Source organism: Marivirga sp., from assembly GCF_035704835.1.
Lineage (GTDB): Bacteria > Bacteroidota > Bacteroidia > Cytophagales > Cyclobacteriaceae > Marivirga.
Map to the genome: position 1 here is coordinate 1 of NZ_DASSWQ010000019.1, position 24,824 is coordinate 24,824.

At 34.2% G+C, this 24,824-nt stretch carries 25 protein-coding genes; 7 read left to right on the plus strand and 18 right to left on the minus strand.

Translation table 11 applies throughout. The features are described from left to right. Positions 1-198 precede the first annotated feature (198 nt). From VFM92_RS02865 to VFM92_RS02890, 6 genes are all read right to left on the minus strand, one after another. The gene (locus VFM92_RS02865) at positions 199-861 is read right to left on the minus strand and encodes an ATP-binding protein (RefSeq protein WP_325120685.1); all 663 of its coding nucleotides are present in this window, start codon (positions 859-861) and stop codon (positions 199-201) included. Positions 862-1,087: 226 nt separating this feature from the next. Further along, positions 1,088-1,510 carry a VOC family protein gene (locus VFM92_RS02870; RefSeq protein ID WP_325120686.1) on the minus strand — a complete coding sequence of 141 codons (423 nt, stop codon included), beginning with the start codon at positions 1,508-1,510 and terminating at the stop codon, positions 1,088-1,090. Between the two features lie 132 nt (positions 1,511-1,642). Then, on the minus strand, positions 1,643-2,239 hold the full coding sequence (locus VFM92_RS02875; protein WP_325120687.1) for a NifU family protein: 597 nt from the start codon (positions 2,237-2,239) through the stop codon (positions 1,643-1,645). A 104-nt stretch (positions 2,240-2,343) separates the two neighbouring features. Next, positions 2,344-3,795: a dicarboxylate/amino acid:cation symporter gene (locus VFM92_RS02880; protein ID WP_325120688.1), complete on the minus strand. Its 1,452-nt coding sequence runs from the start codon at positions 3,793-3,795 to the stop codon at positions 2,344-2,346. Then, positions 3,795-4,871 (minus strand): chorismate synthase, encoded by a 1,077-nt coding sequence (gene aroC, locus VFM92_RS02885; RefSeq protein ID WP_325120689.1) that lies wholly within the window; start codon positions 4,869-4,871, stop codon positions 3,795-3,797. The genes VFM92_RS02880 and aroC overlap by 1 nt, the downstream gene beginning before the upstream one ends. A 22-nt stretch (positions 4,872-4,893) precedes the next feature. Continuing rightward, positions 4,894-6,354: a BatD family protein gene (locus VFM92_RS02890; RefSeq protein ID WP_325120690.1), complete on the minus strand. Its 1,461-nt coding sequence runs from the start codon at positions 6,352-6,354 to the stop codon at positions 4,894-4,896. A 443-nt stretch (positions 6,355-6,797) separates the two neighbouring features. On the opposite strand from VFM92_RS02890, the gene VFM92_RS02895 reads away from it, so the two are divergent. Genes VFM92_RS02895 through VFM92_RS02905 form a run of 3 tightly spaced genes read left to right on the plus strand, consistent with a single transcriptional unit; the run spans position 6,798 to position 9,318 of the window. Then, positions 6,798-7,835, plus strand: a complete 1,038-nt coding sequence (locus VFM92_RS02895; protein ID WP_325120691.1) for an FAD:protein FMN transferase — start codon at positions 6,798-6,800, stop codon at positions 7,833-7,835. A 2-nt stretch (positions 7,836-7,837) separates the two neighbouring features. After that, positions 7,838-8,578, plus strand: a complete 741-nt coding sequence (locus VFM92_RS02900) for a class I SAM-dependent methyltransferase (protein WP_325120692.1) — start codon at positions 7,838-7,840, stop codon at positions 8,576-8,578. Between the two features lie 17 nt (positions 8,579-8,595). Continuing rightward, positions 8,596-9,318: a ZIP family metal transporter gene (locus VFM92_RS02905; RefSeq protein WP_325120693.1), complete on the plus strand. Its 723-nt coding sequence runs from the start codon at positions 8,596-8,598 to the stop codon at positions 9,316-9,318. Here VFM92_RS02905 and VFM92_RS02910 read toward each other — a convergent pair. From VFM92_RS02910 to hemA, 7 genes are all read right to left on the minus strand, one after another. Beyond that, the gene (locus VFM92_RS02910) at positions 9,266-9,961 is read right to left on the minus strand and encodes a DUF6962 family protein (protein ID WP_325120694.1); all 696 of its coding nucleotides are present in this window, start codon (positions 9,959-9,961) and stop codon (positions 9,266-9,268) included. The genes VFM92_RS02905 and VFM92_RS02910 overlap by 53 nt on opposite strands. Before the next feature lie 80 nt (positions 9,962-10,041). Next, a complete protein-coding gene (gene aspS, locus VFM92_RS02915; protein ID WP_325120695.1) occupies positions 10,042-11,787 on the minus strand; it encodes an aspartate--tRNA ligase in 1,746 nt (581 codons plus the stop codon). 157 nt (positions 11,788-11,944) lie between these two features. After that, the gene (locus VFM92_RS02920) at positions 11,945-12,595 is read right to left on the minus strand and encodes a DsbA family protein (RefSeq protein WP_325120696.1); all 651 of its coding nucleotides are present in this window, start codon (positions 12,593-12,595) and stop codon (positions 11,945-11,947) included. Between the two features lie 51 nt (positions 12,596-12,646). Continuing rightward, positions 12,647-13,786, minus strand: a complete 1,140-nt coding sequence (locus VFM92_RS02925; RefSeq protein WP_325120697.1) for a M23 family metallopeptidase — start codon at positions 13,784-13,786, stop codon at positions 12,647-12,649. 99 nt (positions 13,787-13,885) lie between these two features. Beyond that, a complete protein-coding gene (locus VFM92_RS02930; RefSeq protein ID WP_325120698.1) occupies positions 13,886-14,584 on the minus strand; it encodes a porin family protein in 699 nt (232 codons plus the stop codon). A gap of 29 nt (positions 14,585-14,613) precedes the next feature. After that, a complete protein-coding gene (locus tag VFM92_RS02935; protein ID WP_325120699.1) occupies positions 14,614-14,748 on the minus strand; it encodes a hypothetical protein in 135 nt (44 codons plus the stop codon). Between the two features lie 68 nt (positions 14,749-14,816). Then, positions 14,817-16,085: a glutamyl-tRNA reductase gene (gene hemA, locus VFM92_RS02940; RefSeq protein WP_325120700.1), complete on the minus strand. Its 1,269-nt coding sequence runs from the start codon at positions 16,083-16,085 to the stop codon at positions 14,817-14,819. A 190-nt stretch (positions 16,086-16,275) separates the two neighbouring features. Here hemA and VFM92_RS02945 point away from each other — a divergent pair, with 190 nt between their 5' ends. Next, positions 16,276-17,229, plus strand: a complete 954-nt coding sequence (locus tag VFM92_RS02945) for an NAD-dependent epimerase/dehydratase family protein (RefSeq protein WP_325120701.1) — start codon at positions 16,276-16,278, stop codon at positions 17,227-17,229. Positions 17,230-17,294: 65 nt separating this feature from the next. Here VFM92_RS02945 and VFM92_RS02950 read toward each other — a convergent pair whose 3' ends face one another. From VFM92_RS02950 to VFM92_RS02965, 4 genes are all read right to left on the minus strand, one after another. Beyond that, the gene (locus VFM92_RS02950; protein WP_325120702.1) at positions 17,295-19,787 is read right to left on the minus strand and encodes a M14 family metallopeptidase; all 2,493 of its coding nucleotides are present in this window, start codon (positions 19,785-19,787) and stop codon (positions 17,295-17,297) included. A 175-nt stretch (positions 19,788-19,962) separates the two neighbouring features. Further along, positions 19,963-20,772 (minus strand): hypothetical protein, encoded by an 810-nt coding sequence (locus VFM92_RS02955; protein WP_325120703.1) that lies wholly within the window; start codon positions 20,770-20,772, stop codon positions 19,963-19,965. Between the two features lie 173 nt (positions 20,773-20,945). Continuing rightward, positions 20,946-21,554, minus strand: a complete 609-nt coding sequence (recR, locus tag VFM92_RS02960; protein WP_325120704.1) for a recombination mediator RecR — start codon at positions 21,552-21,554, stop codon at positions 20,946-20,948. Position 21,555: 1 nt separating this feature from the next. After that, positions 21,556-21,852: an ATP-dependent Clp protease adaptor ClpS gene (locus VFM92_RS02965; RefSeq protein WP_325120705.1), complete on the minus strand. Its 297-nt coding sequence runs from the start codon at positions 21,850-21,852 to the stop codon at positions 21,556-21,558. A gap of 194 nt (positions 21,853-22,046) precedes the next feature. On the opposite strand from VFM92_RS02965, the gene VFM92_RS02970 reads away from it, so the two are divergent. From VFM92_RS02970 to VFM92_RS02980, 3 genes are read left to right on the plus strand one after another with little or no spacing between them, the layout of a single operon-like run. Beyond that, a complete protein-coding gene (locus VFM92_RS02970; protein ID WP_325120706.1) occupies positions 22,047-23,504 on the plus strand; it encodes a sodium:solute symporter in 1,458 nt (485 codons plus the stop codon). Between the two features lie 25 nt (positions 23,505-23,529). Beyond that, complete coding sequence (locus VFM92_RS02975; protein WP_325120707.1) at positions 23,530-23,787, plus strand: ribbon-helix-helix domain-containing protein; 258 nt, start codon at positions 23,530-23,532, stop codon at positions 23,785-23,787. Beyond that, positions 23,768-24,178: a type II toxin-antitoxin system VapC family toxin gene (locus VFM92_RS02980; RefSeq protein WP_325120708.1), complete on the plus strand. Its 411-nt coding sequence runs from the start codon at positions 23,768-23,770 to the stop codon at positions 24,176-24,178. Before VFM92_RS02975 ends, VFM92_RS02980 begins: the two co-directional genes overlap by 20 nt. Before the next feature lie 175 nt (positions 24,179-24,353). Here the strand turns inward: VFM92_RS02980 and VFM92_RS02985 are convergent, their stop codons facing one another. Then, entirely contained in the window at positions 24,354-24,689 is a 336-nt protein-coding gene (locus VFM92_RS02985; protein WP_325120709.1) for an MGMT family protein, read from the minus strand. Positions 24,690-24,824 lie beyond the last annotated feature (135 nt).

Sequence of the window (24,824 nt, forward strand, 5' to 3'; positions counted from 1 at the left end):
ACTTCAAAAGGATGATGAACATATGGAAATCATCTCTTTGGCTCTATTTACAAAAGATGTATCAAAGCTGTTTCATCTGTTATCAAAATTTTTTACCATTAAAAGGGATATATTATGGGGTTTTTAAGGGCTGACTAAGTATTTTATGAAAAATAATATAGATATAGTGTAATTAAATTCACAGAAAACAGAACATTCTCAATATTTAATAATGGGTGCCATACTGAAGGTATCTTCCTTATCTGAAGGATTAATTTTGAGAATGTTGGACACTACTAAATTCACTAAAACCATTGAGGCTTTATATCTGTTTAGCTTGGAAATTTCTTGGAATTTGGTCAACGTTATGGATTCATGCTCACCTAAATATTCTAATAAAACTTTTTCCTTTTCCTGAATCTGAAGCACTCTTCCATTTTTCCTTTGGGAGAATTTAATGACATTTCTAACTTCTTTGCTGGCTTGAATGCTTTTATCGGCTAAACGAACATAGGCTTTTCCCCAATCAGTATTTTCATCTGGTAATGCGTAGTGTGGCTTTTTTTTGCTTTCTGCCACCTCATAATGCACTACCGCTCTACTTTCATCTTCATCCAATGGAATAATGTGATATTCGTATTTAAGTCTGGGTTTACAAAGCTTAGATAATGCCTTATTCAATACATAGATTTCTTCCTCGGCATATTTTACGCCTGGAATATTACCATTATCATCTACACCGATTAATACATTTCCACCTTTTGTATTAGCAAAAGCTACAAACTCCTTCACAATTTTTTCAGGATGAGCAGCCTTCCGTTTAAATTCAAGCGTATCTCCTTCCCCTCTTCTTACTAATCGATATAGGTCTTTAAGCTCCATTGCCAGAACGTTATATGATGTATAACCAAAAGCGGAGGCAATCGGTTTGATGAATTTTGTTTAAATAAAACCTGAGTTAAAATTATCACCTAACATTTCCAAAGTTGGTTTTTCTCAATTTTTCATGTCGTCTAAATTCATGAAGTATTTTATTAGATAAACTTTGGAAAAGATTTCTTCTTTCTTAATTAAAGTGCTTTAAAAATCTAACCCTCTAGAATTAAAATCAAGATGCGAAGATATCTTCGTCTCTTTTGAATGATTTGAACTCCAAAGCATTTCCGCTGGGATCCAAGAAAAACATAGTGGCTTGTTCTCCTGCCTCACCTTTGAAACGAATGTAAGGCTCGATAACGAAATCTGTTTTTGCTTCTTTCAATCGATCCGCCAAATCATGCCATTGCTGCCACTCTAAAATTACTCCAAAATGCTTAATTGGAACAGATTTTCCATCAACAGGATTGGCTGGTGGTTCTTGGACAGGCTGATCCGTTAAGTGAGCAGTAATTTGGTGTCCATATAAATCAAAATCTATCCATCTTTCAGAAGTACGTCCTATTTTACAATTTAATACATCTTCGAAGAATTGACGGGTTGCCTGCAGATTCGTGACTGGGAAAGCTACATGAAAAGGTCTGATATTTTTCATTTTATGATTATTAAATAGATGCTAGTTAAGAACATATTTCCTGCTCCAAAGGAGAAGGACTAAGGATGAGGCTCAAAAAAGCAGTCAATCGATTGTATCAATTGGACTGCTCAAGATTTTTAATTCTATTTTTTAAACGCCTTCTGCCTCTACTTCTTTCACATCATTAGGCAACATTCTTTTCAGAAGATTTTCAATTCCCGCCTTTAATGTAATAGTAGAAGATGGGCATCCACTACAAGCTCCTTGCAATAATAGCTTCACTCTTTGACTGTCTTTTTCATAAGAATGGAAGGAAATAGCGCCCCCATCTTGCTCAACAGCAGGCTTAATATATTCTTCTAATATATTCTTGATTTGCTCTTCAAGCTCAGCATTTTCGCTTTTGTTGGGCTGCTCAAATAAATCTTTGGCTTGTAATTCAATTACACGCTTTCCAGATTCTAAAAATTCCTTTATAACTGTTTTAATTTCGTTTTGAATTTCTACCCATTCGTACTCAGCCTTTTTGGTCACCGTTACGAAGTTACTCATATAAAACACTCTATCTACATACTCCTTTTTAAAAAGGAGCTCTGCTAATGGTGCTTGAGCTGTATCATCTATAGATGGAAAATCAAAAGAATCGCCTTCCGGCACCAACATTTGATTAGTTGCGAATTTCAAAGAATTCGGATTCGGATTGGCTTCCATGTAAATGGTAACAGGTTGTTGTGTCTGTGTACTCATATTCTTTATTTAATTTAAATAAAACCTAATAGGCAATTAATCGATAAATTTTATAACTATCTGAATATCACTATTTAAAAAAAATAATTGCCTTATCAATTAAATTATTTACTTGCAGGAACGTCATTAGGGACATTAAGTTCACCTTCAGACTTAGCAATTAATGTACAAACAGTAGCATCTCCAGTTACGTTCACTACTGTCCTAAACATATCTAAAATTCTATCTACAGGAAAAATAATGGCTACCCATGCAGGATTTAATCCTACTGAATTCAATACGATTATCATCATTACTAAACCAGCACTTGGCACAGCGGCTGAACCAATTGAAGCTAAAGTAGCGGTTAATACTATGGTCAACTGCTGACCTAAAGTTAAATCAACCATATGCAATTGGGCTAAGAAAACTACTGCAATAGCTTGATACATACTAGTACCATCCATATTCACTGTTGCACCAATTGGCAATACGAAACTGCTTATTTTCTTAAATACCCCGATATTCTCCTCTACACACTCCATGGTTACGGGTAATGTCGCTGCACTGCTAGAAGTTGAAAAAGCCAAAAATTGGGCCGGACTAAATCTTCTAAAGAATTCTCTGTAACTTATTTTCTTTACGAATAGCGCAATTATAAGAGGATATAAGACAAAAATCATAAATAACAATCCTACAAGTAAAGTTAAAGAATAACTTCCCAGACCTTTGAAAATCTGCAGCACCTCGGCAGGTGTATCAGCCATTTTTGCTATAACTCCTGCTAATAACGCAAAGACAAAAACAGGGGCAGCTTTCATGATAATATCTACCATTTTGAGAATTACTTCATTAGCACCATTTACAAAATCAATCACTCCCCCTACCTTTTCATTAGGCAACAGTGCTAAGCAAATACCAAAAAACAGTGCAAAGAAAATAACTTGGAGCATGTTCGAATTAGTACTAAACGCGCCAAAAACATTCTCTGGCACCATATCCACGAAAAAACTTAATGGTCCTTTATTACCAGTATCTTCTGCAGTCTCTGATAATCTATCCACCTTATCATTGGAAGATACTGTTGCATTTCTTAGTGAATCCATGGTATCCTCATTCATGGTAGAATTGACCAAATCTTGAAAACGCTCTTCTTTCAAAAATGAACGACCATCTTTTGGACGAGGAACATCTGGATTTTCACTAACCCATAGTTCGTATTTAATCCTGTTTGTTACCCTTTGTTCTTCATTTACAAATTTGCCAGGCTGAACCAAATTGACCAGTGTAAGACCAATCCCTACGGCCAAAACAGTTGAGCCTATGTAAAATACAATAGTTTTTAGTCCAAGTTTTCCTAATTTATTAATATCAGTCAAACCAGATACCCCGCTGATAATGGAAAGTAATACCAATGGAACAGCTATTGCTTTTAATACTCTTATGAAAATAGTACCAAAAGGATCAATCCAGTCAATTGTAAATTGATTCCAGCCTAAATAACTAGAAATAAAAGCCCAGACAATACCTAATACCAGACCAATAATTATTTTAATGTGTAATGGTAATTTTTTCATCAAATTTTATTCGTTTTAGCCCTCAACATAAAATCAGCAATCGTTAAAGCAGCCATTGCTTCCACAATAGGAACTGCTCTCGGCACCACACACGGGTCATGCCTTCCCTTGCCCTTTACTGTCACTTTATTTCCATCCTTATCAATACTGTCTTGGTCATTCATAATGGTAGCAATTGGTTTAAAGGCTACATTAAAGTAAATGTCTTGCCCATTGGAAATCCCACCTTGGACTCCACCTGAATGATTTGTGGTAGTTTTTACTTTACCATTTTCAGTTTCAAACCGATCATTATGTTCTGAACCGTACATTTTCACCCCTTCAAAACCACTTCCGTATTCAAAACCCTTTACAGCATTTATACTTAACATAGCTTGCCCCAAAACTGCATGTAATTTATCAAATACAGGTTCTCCCAAACCTACTGGAGTTCCTTGAATTACACAACTAACGATTCCGCCAATTGTATCTCTATTTTTTCTGGTTTCATCAATATGCTGAATCATTTTTTCAGCCATCTCAGGATCAGCACAACGCACTATATTATCGTCAGCCCTGCTCAAGTCCATATCTAGATAAGATTTTTCAAGCTTTAAACTTCCAACTTGAGAAACATAAGCAGTCACACTAATTCCTAATTGCTGCAAGTACATTTTAGCAATTGCTCCAGCAGCTACTCTAGCAGCCGTTTCTCTTGCTGAACTTCTTCCACCACCTCTGTAATCACGAATCCCATATTTTTCTTGATAGGTATAATCCGCATGAGATGGCCGAAAACTATCTTTAATATGTGAGTAATCTTTACTTTTTTGGTTCGTATTTCGGATTCCCAAAGCTATAGGAGTTCCTGTTGTTTGTCCCTCAAAAATACCAGATAAGATTTCCACTTCGTCTTCTTCCTTTCTTTGAGTTGTAATTTTTGATTGTCCCGGCTTTCTTCTTTGCATTTCAGCTTGCAAAAATACTTCATTTACTTTCACACCAGCAGGGCATCCGTCAATGATGACGCCAATACCTACCCCATGTGATTCTCCATAAGTAGTAATTTTGAAGATTTTTCCGAAACTATTGCTCATTTACTAAAAATTGAAGCGCAATTTAGGACTTTTTCAGTAAGATGAACAAGGAAATTGAAAAAGCCACAACAAGAAATATGTTAAAGACCCATTTCCAGATTTCAGTGGTCTGGTGGGATTGTAACTGATTTGAAACCTCATCTATCCTATCATAGAATAATCCATCGGAAGAAGCTTGTTCTATATTTACATAAGCCATACTCTCTCCATTTACTTGAATTGTGTAATCAGATTTTAGCGTATCATATTTATCAGTTGTCGTGTTAAAAAATATAAATTGAAAATATTTTGAGAGATCATATTCACCTGGTTCTTTTGGAATCATGTAATAACGAAACGACTTTGAGCCTCTTACTGTCGTTCCACTTCTGGTAATGTTTTCGCTTTTATCGGGAGGATAAATCTCTAATTCCTTTTGAGTATTTACGATAGGTTCTGATATTCCGGAAATATTTCCTCTTCCTCTAACTTCAAATTCGTATTGCAAACTTTCTCCAGTAGTTAATTCATTAGTATTAATATTTTCAGATAATTCATAACTTCCAACTGAAACTTGCTCTTTTAAAGGGTGCTCGGGCAATGGTTTAACTTTTATTGTTTTTGGTTTAGAGTAAAATGTCTTAAAAGTTTCCTTTCTATTTTGTCCAAAAAAGCTTCTACTTTTTGCTACTTGATATTTAATCATTTCCAAACCAACTTTAGGAAAAACGATATCTTGGTCTCCTAATGGGAAGAAGGTAGCTTGAAAAATCTTATAAACGCTATATCGCTTTCCTCCAATATTTACGGGTTCTGCTGTTATGTTTTCAATATTAAAGTTTTCTTCCCACACATTATTCGGTCTCACCTTCTGTAAAATATCAGTAAGTTGATTTGTTAAATCATGAAACTGAAGTGGTGCACGGTTTTCAGCGGAGACATAAAATGCCAATGTTGTATTTACGCCTTCTCCTACATACACCTCATTTTTATCGGTTGTTAAAGCAAAAAATGCATCCTCTTTTAAATCAACAAATTCTTCTGGTTCATTATTTCTTCCAAAGAAATCTTCAAAAGGGTCGCTTCCAAAAGGATCATATCTTCTATTTTGATTTTGCTGCTTTGCAGGTCCAACCTCCACTATTTTCCCCCCTGAACTTATTATTTTACCATTCACGTTTATGGTAAAGGCTGGAATAGTGATCTTACCCTCCCTTTCAGGAACATAGGTTTGTGTGATACTTTGACTTCTACTAACTTGTCCATTAAATATATTAGTAGAGGAGCTACTCGAAGTTCCTCGCTTCACTAAACCTGGAATATCTGGGAATTTATCATAGGATTTTAAAGTCTCCCCCTCCACTTTAACAGTAATGGTAAAAGCCTCATTCAAGGCAATATTATCGGGACCTAATTCTATAGAAATACTCTGAGCTTTAAGCTCAATAGCACTACAAAATATGATTGGAAATATAATTAAAAAATAAACTAACCTAAACTTCATATTTATCGTATTTTGATTAAAATACTTTTAGCAATCAAACGTTAAAATTAGTGTTTAATTTTCGATTTTAATAAATTTTTACTATTTTCAAAATAGTATTAAAATCAAGTTCTTTAAAATAATAACTACATCCTAAACTATAATAGCTATGTTAGATTATGTAAAATCAATTCTTTCAAAAGTAAGTTTCGACAAGCGTTTATTTGAAAAAGAATTGTCAAAAGCTATTGCTCTGTTAGTTGAACAGGAGCTAAATCTGTTAAAGGAATGGTGCTACAGAAATTTCAGTTCTAAGTACCGTGATGTGTTAAACAAACATTTTCAAACTATTTAATTATACAAGCCACCTGAACGGTGGCTTTTTTTTTGCTCCTTATCAAAATTCCGCTCTCGTATTCGCAAATCATTTGCATTTAATGTAGTTTTGCTTCAAATCCAATAATATGAACAATAGGAAGAAAAATTCAATTTATTCATTGATTTTAATTGTAGCTGTAGCAATAATTTGGTTTTATAGAGATAACCAAAAACCTGAAAATGAAAATCCCCCTTATATTTTTATTTCTGGAGAGGCACAAGGCACTACTTATAATATTACTTATTCCGATGCACAAAACAGAATTTTCAAACCTGAAGTAGATTCTATATTGAATGCATTTGATTTGAGCTTATCTACCTATGTGAAAAGTTCAGAAATAGTAAGATTTAATAAATCAGACAGCTTCCAGTTTGAATCTCCCTTCTTTTATCCTGTTTTAGAAAAATCTAAAGAAATATATGAAGCCTCTGAAGGTGCTTTTGACCCAACGGTTTACCCATTAATTGAGGCATGGGGATTTGGTCCTGAAAAAGTGGATTTCCCCGACAGCAGTCGAATAGAGGAAATAAAAAAATATGTGGGTTTTGAATACATTAAATTCACCACTCAAAAAGTAGTTAAGGAGAAGGAAAAAGTTTCGCTTGATTTTAATGCAATTGCTCAAGGCTATTCTATAGACGTAGTATTTGATTTTTTAAAAGCCAAAGGCGTTGAAAATATGATGGTTGAGCTAGGAGGAGAATTAAGAGTAAAAGGGAAAAATGAAAATCAGGACTTATGGGCTATTGGAATCGATGACCCAAAAACTGAACCTGGAAAACAAGCCAAAAGAGTAGCTATTATTGAATTAGACAATGAGGCTATTTCCACTTCCGGGAACTATAGGAAGTTCTTCGTTCATAACGGTCAAAAATATGGCCACAGCATCAATCCGAAAACAGGATATCCCATCCAAAGAGATATCATCAGTTCAACTGTAATTGCCCCAACTTGCATGGAAGCTGATGGATGGTCAACTGCTTTTATGGTTACAGGATTAGAAAAAGCAAAAGAAATTTTGGCAACCCAAAAGCATTTAAAAGCCTTTTTCATTTATGAAGATGCTAATGGTAATTCACAGCAATTCCATACTGAAAACTTAGGCGAGAATATCATTCTTTAAATATGGCTGAAGAGAAAAAAGAATGGGTAAATGAATGGTTTGGTTCTCCTTATTATCATACGCTTTATAAAAATAGAGATGAAAAGGAAGCCAAGTTCTTTTTATCCAATTTGCTGAATTATTTAAAAATCCCACAAGAAGCTAAATTACTAGATGTTGCTTGCGGAAGTGGCCGACATTCTATTTTCTTAAATAAAAAAGGATATGAGGTAGAGGGAATTGACCTATCAAAAAGAAATATTGAATTAGCCAAAGTTCATGAAAATAAAAAACTGCATTTTCATGTGCATGACATGCGCTACCCTTTAAAAGAAAATTACTTTAATTACGCTTTCAATCTATTTACAAGTTTTGGCTTTTTTAATTCTGAGAAAGAAAATCAAAAATGTATTAGTTCGATTTCTGATTCACTTAAATCAGGAGGGATTTTCACACTGGATTTCTTAAATCCATATAGAGTGATACACAATTTGGTCAAGGAGGAAATTAAAACTATTGATGGAATTGAATTTCATTTGACCAGACATTTTGATGGAGAAAATATTATCAAAACGATCCAATTTAATGTAGAGGGAAAAGATTACAAATTTGAAGAAAGGATTGAAGCAATCAGAAGATTATCCTTTTTAGACTATTTCCGTAATGCTAACTTTATGCTTTTGCAAACTTTTGGCGATTATGAGTTGAATGAATATGGTCCAGAAACCTCAGAACGCATGATATTTATCGCAAAGAAACTATGATTAGCAATTCTATTTTAATGTTTTTACTCACTTTCGGTGCTGGTTACCTAGTATTCTTTATTCCGAAAGTTAATAATTCATATTTTAAATTTGCGTTGGTTTTTACAGGTGCCTATCTTTTTTCGGTTACCATTATTCATATTTTACCTGAAATATTTTCGCAAGGAGAAAATGTAGCTTACATCAGTTTATATGTGCTAGCTGGTTTTTTTATCCAGGTGATTTTGGAATACTTCTCAGAGGGTGTGGAACATGGTCATTTACATCATGCTCAGGATAATCATAGCCACGGGCAAAATAAATGGTTAGGCTTATTAATTGCTTTGCTAATACATGCCTTCCTGGAGGGTACGCTGTTGGCTCACCCAGACACTGTACACTCTCATGATAATTCAAATTCTATTTTCTTTGGAATATTAATGCATAAAATGCCCGCTGCATTTGCATTGATGTCCGTTTTAATTTGTCACCTAACAACCAAGTGGAAAACTGTACTCATATTGGTTATATTTAGTATTGCTAGTCCTGCTGGTTTAGGGCTAAGTTACATTTTACATGATGCAGAAGTTTTTTCTGACAAAGCATTTCTCATTCTATTTGCTGTTGTATCTGGTAACTTTTTACATATTTCTACTACCATCTTTTTTGAAAGTAGCCCAGACCACAGCTTTAATTTCAAGAAACTATTTATTTCTCTTTTAGGAGCATTGATTGCAGTGATGGCTGAGTTTTCTTTCTAGAAATCGCCACATTTTTTAAACAGTTGTAAAGTAAATAAAAGCAGGGTAACAATATTATATGACTGATAACATTTTGGTCAACCCATTTATTAAAGTTAACCCCAAAGCTGTGAATCATGGCAGGAACAGCTAAGACCGCAATAGCTAGAGAAACTCGTAAATACACTATGTTTTTTTCTCGAACAGATTTAAAAAGGTGGATGATAGAAACAAAACCCATAAGCCCCGCAATAGAATACATTTTAACAATATCAAAATGCTGCATGCGAATCACCTGAAAAATAAACACCCCGATCAAAGCAAACATTACCACTCTAAGGAACAAACTTATTCGGGAAGAGCCCACTAATTTCAAACTTGCTAACTGAAAAAATAAGATTGAAAACCCTTGAAAAATCCAAGCAATAAGGCGCGGTGTTTTTCCCAAGTACAAATCCAAGAGATGGGCACTACCCCCTAAAAATGCAGATATGCTGAGAAATAAGAAAAAGTATGAGGCCAGCCTTGCATATTTTGACTTATAATCGTGAAAGAGTCTATGCCCAAAATACGCGCAAAAACTACCCATCAAAATATCAGTCAGAAAAGTTAAGGGATCGGCAAGTTCCCATCCCAAAAAGTCAATGTAAGTATGTTCTATCAATTTATACTAATTCAAAAATTAAATTCATGGAATAACTAACATTTGTTTAAACCCATTAATAACTAAAAAGGACTTTAATATTATTTTATGCTTAAATGTAGCTCTTTCAATTGTTCAGGAGAAATAGTGGATGGTGAATCAATCATAACATCTCTGCCTGCATTATTTTTTGGGAAGGCGATATAATCTCTAATTGAGTCAGAACCACCGAACATGGCGCATAATCTATCAAATCCGAAGGCTATTCCACCATGTGGAGGTGCTCCGTATTCAAATGCTTCCATTAAAAATCCAAATTGCTTTTGAGCTTCCTCTTCCGTAAAGCCAAGAGCTTTAAACATTTTTTGCTGCAATGATTTATCATGTATTCTGATACTTCCGCCTCCAATTTCCACTCCATTAATAACCATATCATATGCATTAGCTCTGATTCTTCCTGGGTCAGATTCTATGAATTTCATATCTTCTATCTTTGGGCTTGTGAATGGATGGTGCATCGCGTGGAATCGCTTTGATTCCTCATCCCATTCCAATAATGGGAAATCTAAAACCCAGAGTGGCCTAAATACATTTTTATCTCTTAAGCCTAATTCGCCACCCATCTTGAGGCGCAATTCACTCATGGCTTTTCTGGTGTGATCAACATCTCCACTTAATACCAACAATAAATCACCGGCCTTTGCCTCTGCTGCTTCAGCCCATGCTTTTAAATCTTCTTGGGTGTAAAATTTATCAACTGAAGATTTGAAACTTCCATCCAAATTGCATTTTACGTATACCAATCCTTTGGCGCCAATTTGCGGACGCTTTACAAACTCAGTTAATTCATCTAATTGCTTACGCGTATATTCTGAAGCACCAGTAACGTTTATTGCAACCACCAATTCAGCTTGATCGAATACATTAAATCCTTTGTTTTGAGCATATTCATTTAACTCTACGAACGGCATTCCGAATCTGATATCAGGTTTATCAGAACCATACAGTTTCATTGCTTGATCATAGGTCATTCGTGCAAAATCTTCAATCTCCACCCCTTTTACTTCTTTGAAGAGATATTTAACCATTTTCTCAAAAGTATTCAGAATGTCTTCCTGCTCTACAAAAGACATTTCGCAGTCGATTTGAGTGAACTCGGGCTGACGATCAGCACGTAAATCTTCATCTCTAAAACATTTCACGATCTGAAAATATTTATCGAAACCAGACACCATCAATAATTGCTTGAACGTCTGCGGAGATTGTGGTAATGCATAAAATTCGCCTTCATGAACGCGAGAAGGCACTACAAAATCACGAGCTCCCTCTGGGGTAGATTTTATCAAAACAGGAGTTTCTACTTCCAAGAATCCAGCTCCATCCATAAATCTGCGGGTGGCCTGCATCAATTGATGACGTAGTTGTAGTTTCTCTCTAACTGCGGGTCTTCTCAAATCCAAATAACGGTACTGCATTCTCAATTCCTCTCCACCATCTGTATCATCTTCTATGGTGAAAGGTGGTGTTTTGGCCGCATTTAAGATATTCAATTCTTCCACAAAGATTTCAATATCTCCTGTTACCATTTTATCATTTTTGGAAAAGCGTTCCAAAACTTCTCCTTTAGCTTGAAGTACAAATTCTCTTCCTATTTTTCGAGCAGTTTTAAGAATATCTTCATTCGTCTTACCTTCTTCACATAAAAGCTGTGTAATTCCATAGCGGTCACGTAAATCGATCCAAAGCAAACCGCCTTTATTTCGAACGCGCTGTACCCAACCACTTAAAACTACGTGTTGACCTTTATTTTCTATTCTTAACTCTCCGCAATGATGTGTCCTATGCATGATAAAATCTTAATTCAAATTTTGGGCAAAGGTAAGCAATTACAGGAATTGATACAGCGGTTTAGGGAACTGAATTTTGAGAAGTTGTGAATTATAAAAAAAAGGAATGCGTTCAAATTGAATTTTGAATACATCCCTTAAAATAATCATGTTGATATTATTTGGAGGGCGATGACTCTTTGGCTAGTATTTCTTCTATTACTGATTTTAATTCAGCCTTTGGTCGGTAACCTCTCGCTATTAAATAGCCTTGACTTCCAATACTTAAAACAACTGAAGGAAAACCACCAATTCCCATCTGCTGACTCATTTGAAACTCTTGGTACGTTTTTTCCTTATATGCAGAATCCTCCAATTTATTTTTGAAAACTTCCCATGGAAGGTCGAAACTTTCTACTAATTTTTTATAATTATCAATTTCATTCAAGCTTAAACCCTTCTCATATAAAGTAGACTGCAAAGCCGAAGCAAACTCAATATTAGACTTCTGCGTCATTGACTTATAAACCGTCATAGCTATACATGGCAATTCTGAATTAAGCATTAAGCTGCCTTCTTCTAGAATTTCTAAATAAGGTTTTCCAAATTTTACACCTGTCATTTCTTCCAAACGAGGCATGGCTTCTTTTAAGTAATCCTTCATTTCACTTAAAGGCTTAACCCTTTCTCCTAACACCATTCCACCACTGATCGCTTCAAAATCAATTTGCTCTTGAAATTTTTTTTCTAAATCTTTAATTACCGGACTGAATCCAAAACACCAACCGCATAAAGGGTCATAGAAATATAATAATTTTGCTTTTTCCATGTTGGTACATACGCTCCAGGATGAATTTGGGTTCCTCGAAATATTACTTTCTCATTTAAATTCTCCAGATAATTTATAACTGAATGATTCTGAATTATCTTCGGGATAAAGAGCTAAAAGATACATGACAGTTTTGGCAGGAACAGTAAAGGTAAATGGAAGGTCTTTTGTCGAAATTAAGTTATTGAGCGTAACATATAGCTTTCCATTCATTTTCGTATCCATTCCGTTGTTGACATAAATTAAATAATAATCATCATACCTTTTAGTATCAAATTGAATACCCTCTTTCAAGTTTGAAGCTTCTAATTTATTTTCATACATAGACTCATCAAAATTCTCTTTATTTTGTACCTCAAAATCTGGCATTCCGGGATGATAAGCATAATAACTGTTAGATTCTTGAGGAATGAAGGTCTCCTCCTTATAATTTAGAAATTGGACTGGTAGCGTAATGTTTTGAAAATTTTTGTTTTGAGCGACCATAAAATGCAAGTGAGGTCCTGAGCTCCAACCTGTATTACCACTTAACCCGATTAACTGACCACGGCTAATTCTATCACCTATTTTTACAAGACTACCATTTTGCACTAAATGCACGTAATTTCCTACTGTTCCGTCTTCGTGATAAATTTTAATAAAATTTCCATAGGGTTCAAATTTGGGATTATTACCACCAATATTAGAGTCTTCCTTGATATCAAAAACGACTCCCCCTCTTGCGGCATAAATACTATCGCCAATTTCTAAATTAAAATCTATGGCATTTACACCTCTATGTGTTCCCGAACCATTATTTCCTTGACCAACTCGAATTTTCTTACCATGCTTATAAGGTAGCCAATAGGCATAGTCATCCTCTAGCTTTATTGAAAAATCTCCCACAGTATAGATAAAGCTAAAATCAAAAGAGGTGTTTTTATCTTTTTCCTTTTTGACTAATTCCAGAATTTTATATTTGGAAGAATTTGCTGGGATGGTTCTTTCAATATTTTTACTCTTGTCATCTGGTTCAAGATTCAGTAATTTCTTAAAATTCAATTGAACCATATAAGGCACTACATCTTTATTTTGAGCATAAAAAATATATCCCTGCTCAGATTTTTCATAAAAAATTTCTATTGGTTTTTGGAGTGATAATCCTAGGAAAGCATAAAATGTAAATAAGGCAGTTATTGCTAATTTTCTCATTTTTAAGAATCTAAATTTTTCTAGAAGTAAGATACAATCTTTAAGACTAAATGAAATAACTTCTTAAATGAAAAATGGTTCCTTGTCTTTTAAACTGAATTACTTTCTACTTTTTGAAATTGGGAATAATAAACTGACTTGAAAAGATGGAACCTGATTAGTTGAGATTGTGGGGTTTTCTCTAACGAAATGATTGACGGGTAAAATATTGGCAAATCCAGTTTTGAAACTGCCTTCAAGTTGTAATATAAATAGAGAAAAATCATAAGAAAATCCCGAAGCTGCGTAGAGCCCAAAATCACCTCTATTATCATTTTCAACGGAGTAAAATATCTGTACTTGTTCTATACCTATTTCGTTTTGAATAGTAGAAGTAGAACTTAAAGCCCAAGCAACATAAACTCCAGCATCCAGGAAGAACTTGAATTTTTCGGACCCAAATATTTGCCAATGCAAATAAAATGGGAGCTCTAGGTAATTAATTTCTGTAAAGGCTCTATTTGCAACAAAAGTATTAGTTGAATCTCCAATTCCTTGACCCCAGCCTTTGGTAGAATAATTTAAATCTGCTTGGATACCAATCTTATCATTTTGCATATAACGATAAGAAATCCCAAATGTAGGACTCACAAAATAGGCGGTTCCAAACCGGGTAGTTATTGGTACATTAGTAAAATCATTAAAATTGACCGTAGGAACATTTACGCCTCCTTTAATGCCAAGGTAGGACTGGCTTTTAAGCTGTTCGTTGAAAAATAGACATAAAAAAAGTATGAAAATTAGATTGATTTTTTTCATACTATTATAACTCTTCAAAATCGAGAATATTAAGATTCGGACTCTTCTTTTTTATCAGAATTTCTTTTGTCAATAAAAGCTACCGCATTAACTAATCCGACTAAAGTTACCAATATCCAAAAAAATGTATTTGCCCCTTCCGTTACAGGTATATCGTAAAACATAAATTTCTTTTTTTTAAATTTAATGACAAAAATAGACGATAAGGATTTATCCTACAAGGATTATTGATTTACTTTTTTACAGTATCTTTCTCAAGATTAAATAAATCGTTTAAAACACCAATTAAGGTCTCTTCTTCGCCTCGTTTGCAAGCTGCTTTCAATTGTAATACAGGCAACTTCAATATTTTCTGCATCATACTTCTGGTTACCTTATCAACAATTTTATGCTCATCTCCTTCAATTTCTTTTAAATATCGAGCCAACTCCTCTTGCCTGATTTGCTCCAATGCATTTTTAAGATTATTGATAGTAGGAGAAACTGCCATCTCTTTAGACCAGTCATTGAATTCCTCAATTGATTCTTCAATAATTCTTTCAACTTGAGGCACTGCATTAATCCTTTTCTCTAATGCTTCATCCGCTTTACTCTTAATGCTATCGACATTAAATACTAAAGCCGCAGGATTTTCTTCAACCTCGTTACTTACAGAACGAGGAACTGATAAATCAATAAAATATTTAAAACTTAATATATCTAAAGAATCTACTTTTTCCTTAGTGAAAATTGGTTTAGAGGCTCCAACGGATGAAACTATTACATCTGCATGATTTACTCCATCCCATAATTCTGTATAAGGATGAACTTCAAAGTTACATTCAGCTGCTAATCTCTTAGCCTTCTCTTCTGTTCTGTTGGTTATCTTTACAGAAAGTCTATCATCACCTACTAAATTTCTACAAACGTCTTCTCCTATTTCACCAACTCCTACCACCAAAATCCTTGGATTTTTAATATCTGCCGTTAAAGTTTTTACTAATTCGGTTGCCGCATAAGACACAGAAGCCGCTCCATCTCTAAAAGGAGTTTCCTGTACTACTCTTTTATTGGTGAAAAATATAGTGTGCATTAAACGGTGTAAAAAAGGACCTGCCAATTGTAAGTCGGCAGACTGTTGATAAGCTCGCTTTACTTGATTAGAAATCTGAATATCTCCAACGACTTGAGCTTCGAGCCCCATAGAAACTCTAAACAATCGTTGAACTGCTTCAAGATGATTATTAATAATTTCAAAATAAGGCTTAAATGAGTCGAAATCATGAATGCCTTTTTCTATACCAATTAATTTAATGATATCTTCAGAAAGCTCTTCTTCATTAAAATAATAGACCTCTGTTCTGTTGCATGTTGAGAGCACCAAAACATCGGAAACTGAAGTAAACTCTTTAAAATAATTCAATAATCTGTCGATTGAATCGTCATTTAACGATACTTGTTCCCTAATTTCAATAGGGGCATTTTTAAAAGATAGACTTATTGCTTTGAAATTTTCTTTCATAATTTTCAATGAATACGCAAAAATAACTTTTAAGTAACAGGAAATAAAATAGATGTAGACAGATCTGCTTATTTATCATCTTTCTAAATAAGGTATTTCCACTATTGCCACTTAACACATAAAAATGGCAATTCATTCCAATTATTTTTTTAGCAAAATAAAATCACGAAATTCGAGCAAAATTTTACCCATGGAAACAAACACGATATTAGTAATAGGCGCAAATGGACAGCTCGGCACAGAGTTAACAGCTGAATTAAGAGCTATTTATGGAAGCACGAATGTTATTGCATCTGATATTCAACCTCCTAAAAAGCAAGCACTACCTAATGAGCCTTTTGAGCAATTAGATGTAATGAATGCTGAAAAACTGACTAAAATTGTAGACCAGTATAAGGTTACAGAGATTTACATGTTAGCTGCTATTTTATCAGCCAAAGGAGAGCAAAACCCAATATTTGCCTGGGATTTGAATATGCAAAGTCTTTTAAATGTATTGGAAGTTGCCAGAGTAAAAAAGTTGTCAAAAGTTTATTGGCCAAGTTCAATTGCTGTCTTTGGACCAAACTCCCCTGTCGATAATACTCCTCAGAATTGTGTAATGGATCCAAACACTGTTTATGGAATCAGTAAATTAGCTGGGGAAAGATGGTGTGCTTATTATTATGAGAAATATGGTGTCGATGTGAGAAGCTTAAGATATCCAGGTCTGATTGGATATAAATCTCTTCCTGGTGGCGGAACTACAGATTATGCTGTGGACATTTTTCATAAAGCATTGAATGGTGACAATTTTGAATGTTATTTAAGAGAGGATTCTTATTTACCAATGATGTATATGCCAGATGCTATCAAAGCAACCATTGATTTAATGCAAGCACCTGCCGAAAATCTAAGCATAAGATCCAGTTACAATTTGGGAGCACTTAGCTTTACTCCAAAAGATATTTATGAGGCAATTAAAAAGCAGCATCCTGAATTTAAGATTTCTTATAAGGTAGACTACAGACAAAAAATTGCTGATACCTGGCCGAACAGCATAGATGACAGCCAAGCTCAGAAAGATTGGAACTGGAAACCATCATTCAAGTTGGAAGATATGGTAGAAGATATTTTAGAAAAACTACCGGAATATGAATTTTAAGTCAATTTTTTAACAAAAAAGGCTGTTTTAATTTTCTTAAAACAGCCTCTTTTTAGATTCAGGAATCAATCATTTCCTACCATAAATAATGCATTTGCAAATAGCATTTTCCCCTGATGCCAAAATGCTCTGAAAAGTGGGTCATCTTGCAAATAAATTACCTCTCCACCTCCAATAGCTTCAACTCCAAAAACCATACTATTTAGCTGCTGTTCTTTAGCTTTATAACCAGCAAAACCAGCAATATGACTATCATTTGATTTAATTATACCTACATTCCAACCTTTTGGAAGGTATTCAAATGCTTTACCAGATGTCTTCAAACTGAAATACTGATTTCCCAAACCAAAAGCAAGAGGATGGCTATTGTCTAACTGCACCTCATAAATTGCCCCAAAAATACTGCTTGATAGTCTTTTTCTTTCTGCATTTTCATATAGTGCAAGCGGCATTGTAGAAACTTCTACCTTTTTAGTTTTTAATTGACCTTTCTCTTTATCTGAAAATAATGAAATTGCCGAGCCCATCGCAATAATTTTCCCTCCTGATTTTACAAATTCATCTAATCTAGTAATTCCTTCTTCTGAAAGATTAGAATAACTACCTGATGGTAAGATGATCATGTCATAATCTGAAATATTAATACCATCAAAACTATTAACACGAATGCTATGAATTGGATAATCTAATGATTGCTCGAAAAAATGCCAAATTTCACCATAAGCTAAGGAAGAAACACCTTCATCCATCAAGACTGCAATTTTTGGAGCTTCTAAAAATTGAATTTCCGAAGAACCTATATCATATATTCTATCTGCAAATCCTGAAGATATTGGGTAAATATCAATTTCAAATTGATTGGAAAGTTTGGTTAATTCTTCATTCAGGTTTTCGATTTGCTCATTATTAGTTTGGGTAATAATTAAACTTCCTTTGCCAAATTCTTTATTATTGAATTTGAGATTTTTATAGGAAATTCTAACTTTAATATTCTTTTTCAATACTGCTGCTAAAAATTGAGCGGAATTGAAAGATTCCCATCTAACCGCATACGCATAGGTTGAAGGTAAATTTTCTTTATCAAACTGCAATCTAAGGACAGGTTCAGAACTTATTTTATTTTTCAAACCAAAAGTTTCTAATCCGTAAGCGTAAGGTATCGCCCAGGCGGTAATATCATAAGTTAATGAATCGCTGTATTCTGGCTTAGGATCAAAGAGTGCCTGTATTAAAGTTGATTTGGGTTGGTAGGCACTGATAACTAAATCCTTTTCGCTTGATTCAAAATTTACTTGCTTTCGCTTAAAGTAACTATAACCACTAAATTTTTGCTTTTCCCCAACTTGTTCAACTTCAATTTTTTGATCTTTCAAAAAATCAACTAATGTATTTAGGTCATCCTTTCTATCTTCATCCCATTTTACGACATACGTTTTGAAAGGATCTTGAGGGTTATTGATATTCCTAGTAAAGTATTTTTTGAATTCACTATTTAATTTCTCAGCATTTTGAGAAGCAATTTCAATAGTACTCATTCCTGTTGTATAGTGATGCTCAAGCCTATCCTTCAAAGTTAAGGTATCCCCTAAATTTGTTAAAGCTCCCAATCCTGCTCTTCCATTTCCAGCTTGTTCATAGGTCATTCCAATAGCACCATTAAAGGTTGGGTATGTATCTCCATAGCTTGGATAGAATAAATCAAATCGTTCTCTAGTAAAATATAGCCAGTTGTTTTCGTCAAAATACTTAGCATGATTTTGGCCTATTTCAATCTGAAAATCTTTTTGCCAATCGGTAATCACTTCATGAAGGGGCTCAGCTGCTGGCGCAAAATAATAAGGACTATTGATGGATTGTTCATGGAAATCTACATGAATATGGGGCATCCATTCATGATAAACTTTCATCCGGGCTTTCGATTCTTTTTGCGTTTGCCATGCCCAATCTCTATTCAAATCAAATAGATAATGATTTGGCCGTCCTCCTGGCCATGGCTCATTATGTTCTACAACATCTAAATTTGGATTGAAATTTTTAGCACCATATTGTCTGTAAAAGGTAGCATATCTATCTCGTCCATCGGGATTAACACAGGGATCCATAATGACGACCGTGTTTTTCAACCATTCCTCACTCTGCATTCCGCCACTTAATAATTCGTAAGCCGTTTTCATTGAAGCCTCAGTTGAGGAAGCTTCATTTCCGTGAATATTGTAGCTTAACCAAACTACAGCCTTTTCTGCAGTGCCATTTAATTTACCAGATAACCCGGTTTGCGCTAAGTTTTGACTTTGTATTTTATCTAATTGTGCAATGTTTTCTCTTGAAGAAATTATTGCGTAATACAATGGCCTCCCTTCGTAAGTCTCTCCGTATTTTTTGAGAATTATCTGATCAGAATTATCTGCTAGATAGTTAAAATAATCGACCACTTGATGATGAAATGTGAACTTATCCCCTAATGTGTATCCAAGTTTTTCATCTGGACTTTGGAGGTTTTGAGCAATTGAAACATAGGATATAAAGAAAATTAGAAAAAGGGAATATATTTTTTTCATAACTATTACTTAGAGTGATTTTAAAGATAATTTTCAATTTACATCGCTTTTTAAAATTTTGAAAATGTAATTGACAAACGGTAGAAAATTAGGCGACACTTGCCCTAATAATAAGGTATTTACATAAAAAAAGGTCTCATTCCTGAGACCTTTTCATTTATCACTACACCTTAATTTAATTTCTACCTCTTGAAGAAGAAGAACTTGCTGTCCTAGAACTTCTGCTTCTATTGCTGCTACTATTTTCGCTTTCCCTTACAGAAGAATTAGGCTTCATAGCAGTATCAGTTATTCTTGAGTTTGAGGCATTTCTTCCCTTTTCAGAATCAGTATTCCTTGAATTTGAATAACTTCTTATTCTTTCAGAGTTATGCTTTCTAAAAGTTGATTCATCTCTCTCATCTCTGTCATCATTTCTATTTACAGAATTTCTATCAGAATAATTTCTGTGAGAATTATATCGGTGATCATTATGTGCATAATTCGATCTAACATTTCTGTTAGCAACACTATTATTTGTAGCATATGTGTTATAATTTCTACCACTTCTGTAAGCAATATGATTATGTCCAGTATGATGACCATTACCATGACCCCTGTGATTACATGCAACTTGGTAACTTCTATAAAAATTACCATGATAACCACAATGACCACTACAAATATGCTGAGCCAATGGATAATTATGGTAATAGTTGATATCCAAAATCATAGCCTGTCTACCAAAGAACAACTCCACAAACTGACCTCTTCGCTCTAACAACACAGTATAAAACAGATTTCTTCCCCTGAACTCACGATTGATATGTACAATCTGATGAAAAGGATAGTAATAGTCTATTTCATAAAGTACTGCATTTGGAACTGCCCAGTTGTGTGCTGTACCAAAAGAAGCCACAATTTGAAAATTTTGAGATTTTGCAGAATTAGTAAAAAACAATAATCCTAAACCTAAAACGAACGGAAGTAAAATGTGCTTCTTCATAACTTTAATTGTTTGGTGTTATGAAGGGTAAATCAAGTATTGTGCCAAAATTGATATATCGATTATAAGTAATTGATTTACTTATAGTTACAATTAAAAAAATTTACCAATAAATTTTGGTGAGTTATTATCCTTATCCCTTTAGAAAAGAATTAAATGATAAAGCTTTTGAATTATTCGTAAGCAGTTCTGCTAACAATACTTCTACCCAATGTGATTTCATCAGCGTATTCTAGCTCCCCGCCAATTGGGATTCCTCTGGCAATGGTGCTGGTTTTAATTCCTAATTGCTTTACCTTTTTACTGATGTAGAAAGCCGTGGTATCACCTTCCATTGTGGGAGAAAGTCCGAAAATGATTTCTTTAACTTCAGAAGTTGAGGAAGAAACTCTTTCCATCAAACTGTCGATGGTCAAATCCTCTGGCCCTATCCCTTCTATAGGTGAAATTATCCCTCCCAATACGTGATACAAACCATTATATTGAGAAGTATTTTCAATTGCCAATACATCCCGGGTGTCTTCTACTAAACAAATAATGGAATCATCTCTTTTATGGCTTTTGCAGATATTGCAAACTTCCTCATCGGAGATATTATGGCATTTTTTGCAGTACTTGATATTTTGGCGCATATCTATTAGAGATTGCGCTACATCAGTTGTAAAATTTTCGTCTTGTTTTAAAAGGTGTAATACTAATCTTAAAGCAGTTTTTTTTCCAATACCAGGAAGCTTGGAAAATTCATTCACTGCTGATTCGATTAACTTAGAGGAAAACTCCATATTATTCTATCTCAGCATTAATTCCTTCATCTACGATTGCTTGTCTGTAAGGAATTAAATCAACAAAAGAGCCTTTCTTCACTGCACATTTCCCCTTATAATGGACCAATAATGTGCATTGTTCAGCTTGTTCAGGAGTATGCTTACAAACTTTTATCAATGTATTGATTACGTGTTCAAATGTGTTCACATCGTCATTATAGACTATCAAATCATTGATATCCTCATCAGAGGTGGTTTCTAAAACCTCTTCTCTTTTGTCTTCTTCTAATTGATAAAATATATTAATGTCACTCATCACGATTCAATAACTTTAAATAAAGCCTAATGTTACAATTAAACCTATTTCTTATGCAAATTTACGAAAAATTAACCAACTTCAGATTTATTTGAAAACCCATTTTGAAAATCATTTGAGAAATAATTTTTAATAAATAAAGGTTTATTTTTTGTGTAATAGTAATTTTGAATTTCTAAACTATAAAACCCATTATGAGTCCTATACTGGTCATTTCAGTCATATCCATTTATTTTCTGGTTTTAATGGGGATTTCATATTTCACATCACGTGAAAATGATAACCTGACTTTTTTTACTGCCAACAGGCAATCTCCATGGTACTTAGTGGCATTTGGAATGATTGGCGCTTCCCTATCCGGGGTGACTTTTATCAGTGTTCCTGGTGAAGTAGGGAATACAGCCTTTGCATATTTTCAAGTAGTTTTGGGCTATTTGGTTGGTTATTTTGTGATTGCTACCGTTTTACTTCCCCTTTATTACCGATTGAACCTGATTAGTATTTATACATATCTAGAACAAAGATTTGGTAAATATTCCTATAAAAGTGGGGCATTTTTCTTTTTACTTTCAAGGATTATAGGCTCGGCTTTTAGGCTGTTTTTGGTAGCAGGAGTATTGCAATTAGCTATTTTCGATGCTTTTGGTTGGCCTTTTTCAGTTACAGTGGCCATCACAATTGCCCTAATTTGGCTGTACACTTTCAGGGGTGGTATCAAAACTATCGTTTGGACGGATACACTTCAGACGCTATTCATGATTGTGGCGGTTGCTATTAGCATTTATTTAATAAAAGATGCTTTGGACATGTCGTGGCTACAACTAACAGAAAAAGTTTCTGCTTCAGGCTATTCAGAAATATTTGTTTGGGATTGGCAAAGTGGCCAAAATTTCTTTAAGCAATTTATCAGTGGGGCTTTTATTGCTATTGTGATGACCGGCTTGGACCAAGACATGATGCAGAAAAATCTAACTTGTCGCTCCTTAAAAGATGCACAAAAGAATATGTTTTGGTTTTGCATTATACTAGTAATCGTGAATTTCATGTTCTTAAGTATGGGTGCATTACTTTACATTTATGCAGGCGAAATGAACATTGCCATTCCTGCCAGGACTGATGATCTATATCCTCTACTAGCCCTAGAACATTTTCCATTGATTGCTGGAGTAGTTTTCCTTTTAGGCATAATTGCCGCCGCCTATTCTAGTGCTGATTCAGCCCTCACTGCCTTAACTACTTCATTTTGTGTAGATTTCTTAAGCTTGGGACAAGATGACAAACCAATTTCAAAAAAAACCAGGATTAAGGTTCACTTGGCTTTTTCTGTGATTTTATTTTTGGTAATTCTGGCATTTAAAGCCATTAATGACCAAAGTGTGATTACTGCAGTTTTTAAAGCTGCAGGCTATACCTACGGACCCATTTTGGGCTTATTCACTTTCGGACTGATTACAAAATTTCAACTAAAGGATAAATGGGTTCCACTGATTGCAGTTCTTGCTCCTATACTTTCTTTTATCATTAATGAAAACTCAGAAGCTTGGTTTTTTGGTTATAGATTTGGATTTGAGATACTGGTAGTCAATGGATTACTGACTTTCTTGGGATTATTTTTAATTAAAAAAAATAAAATTGAACTTGTAGGTCAATAAATTTGTATTACATTTGTAATACTTAATGAATAAAAAAATGCTTACTACAAGACTGACATCCTCCGAAGAAAAGAAACTTACAGAATATTGTGAGCAAAATGGCCTTTCAAAATCACAGGTCGTAAAAGAAGCCCTTGCACAATATCTAACTAAAAAGACGGAAGTTTCTGCTTTTGAGTCAGGTAAAGATTTATTTGGTGCAGCTTCAAGCAATGACACTGATCGTTCCACAACTTATAAAAAACGCTTAAAAAAGATGCTTGATGAAAAACATTCTCATTGATGCTGGACCTTTAATCGCGCTTTTTGACAGAAGCGACAAATACCATTTAAAAGCAATTTCATTTCTTAAATCACTCGAAAGAGGACTAATCACAACATGGCCTGTGATTACTGAAACTTCCCATATGCTGAGCTTCAGTTCAAAAGCACAAGCTAATTTTCTAGAATGGATTGAAAGGGGCGGCTTGAAAATTTATGAAATGGAGCATGACCACATCAGCCGCCTTTCTGAATTAACCAAAAAATATGATGATGTACCGATGGATTTAGCAGATGCAAGCTTGATTGTCGTTTCAGAAATTAAGGGGATTCATCAAATAGCTAGTATTGATTCAGATTTTTATATCTATCGAGATATCAGAAATAAATACCTGGAGAATATATTTAATTAAGGTGGAGAATATTCGATTTCTCAAATAATTAAAGTAAATATTGAATGAATTCGTTGGCAAATAGACAGTTGACAATATTCAGTAGACAAAATTATACACATATGGCTCATTCAAATACAAAACTCCATTAAATTCTCAAACAATTCTAGAGTAAAAACCAATGCAATAAATAGGATTAAATTTCTAATTCCTCCATCGGATTCCAAAATACCTTTTCAAAACCCAGAATCTGATTATCTTTCACTTTAATCCCTTCTGCCTCTAATGCTTCTTGCATAGTATCAGGCTTTTCAAAATGCATTTTTCCTGTTAGCAATCCATTTCGGTTCACTACTCTATGAGCTGGAATATCTTTCATAGTATGCGAGGCATTCATCGCATATCCAACTACTCTGGAACTTTTTGCGGATCCTAAGTATTTAGCAATGGCACCGTAAGAGGTAACTCTTCCTGAGGGAATTAATCGGACAACTTGATATACCTGGTCGAAAAAATCATTCTTTTCTTTCATATAATATGCAGACTGCTTTTACTTTTATATTTTTGATATTTCATCCCGTTTTTTCGGAACAATTTATAATTAAATTTTGACTCAAATACTTTTCATTAGTAGAAAACTAAATCATTGCAATCTGAGTCCACAAAT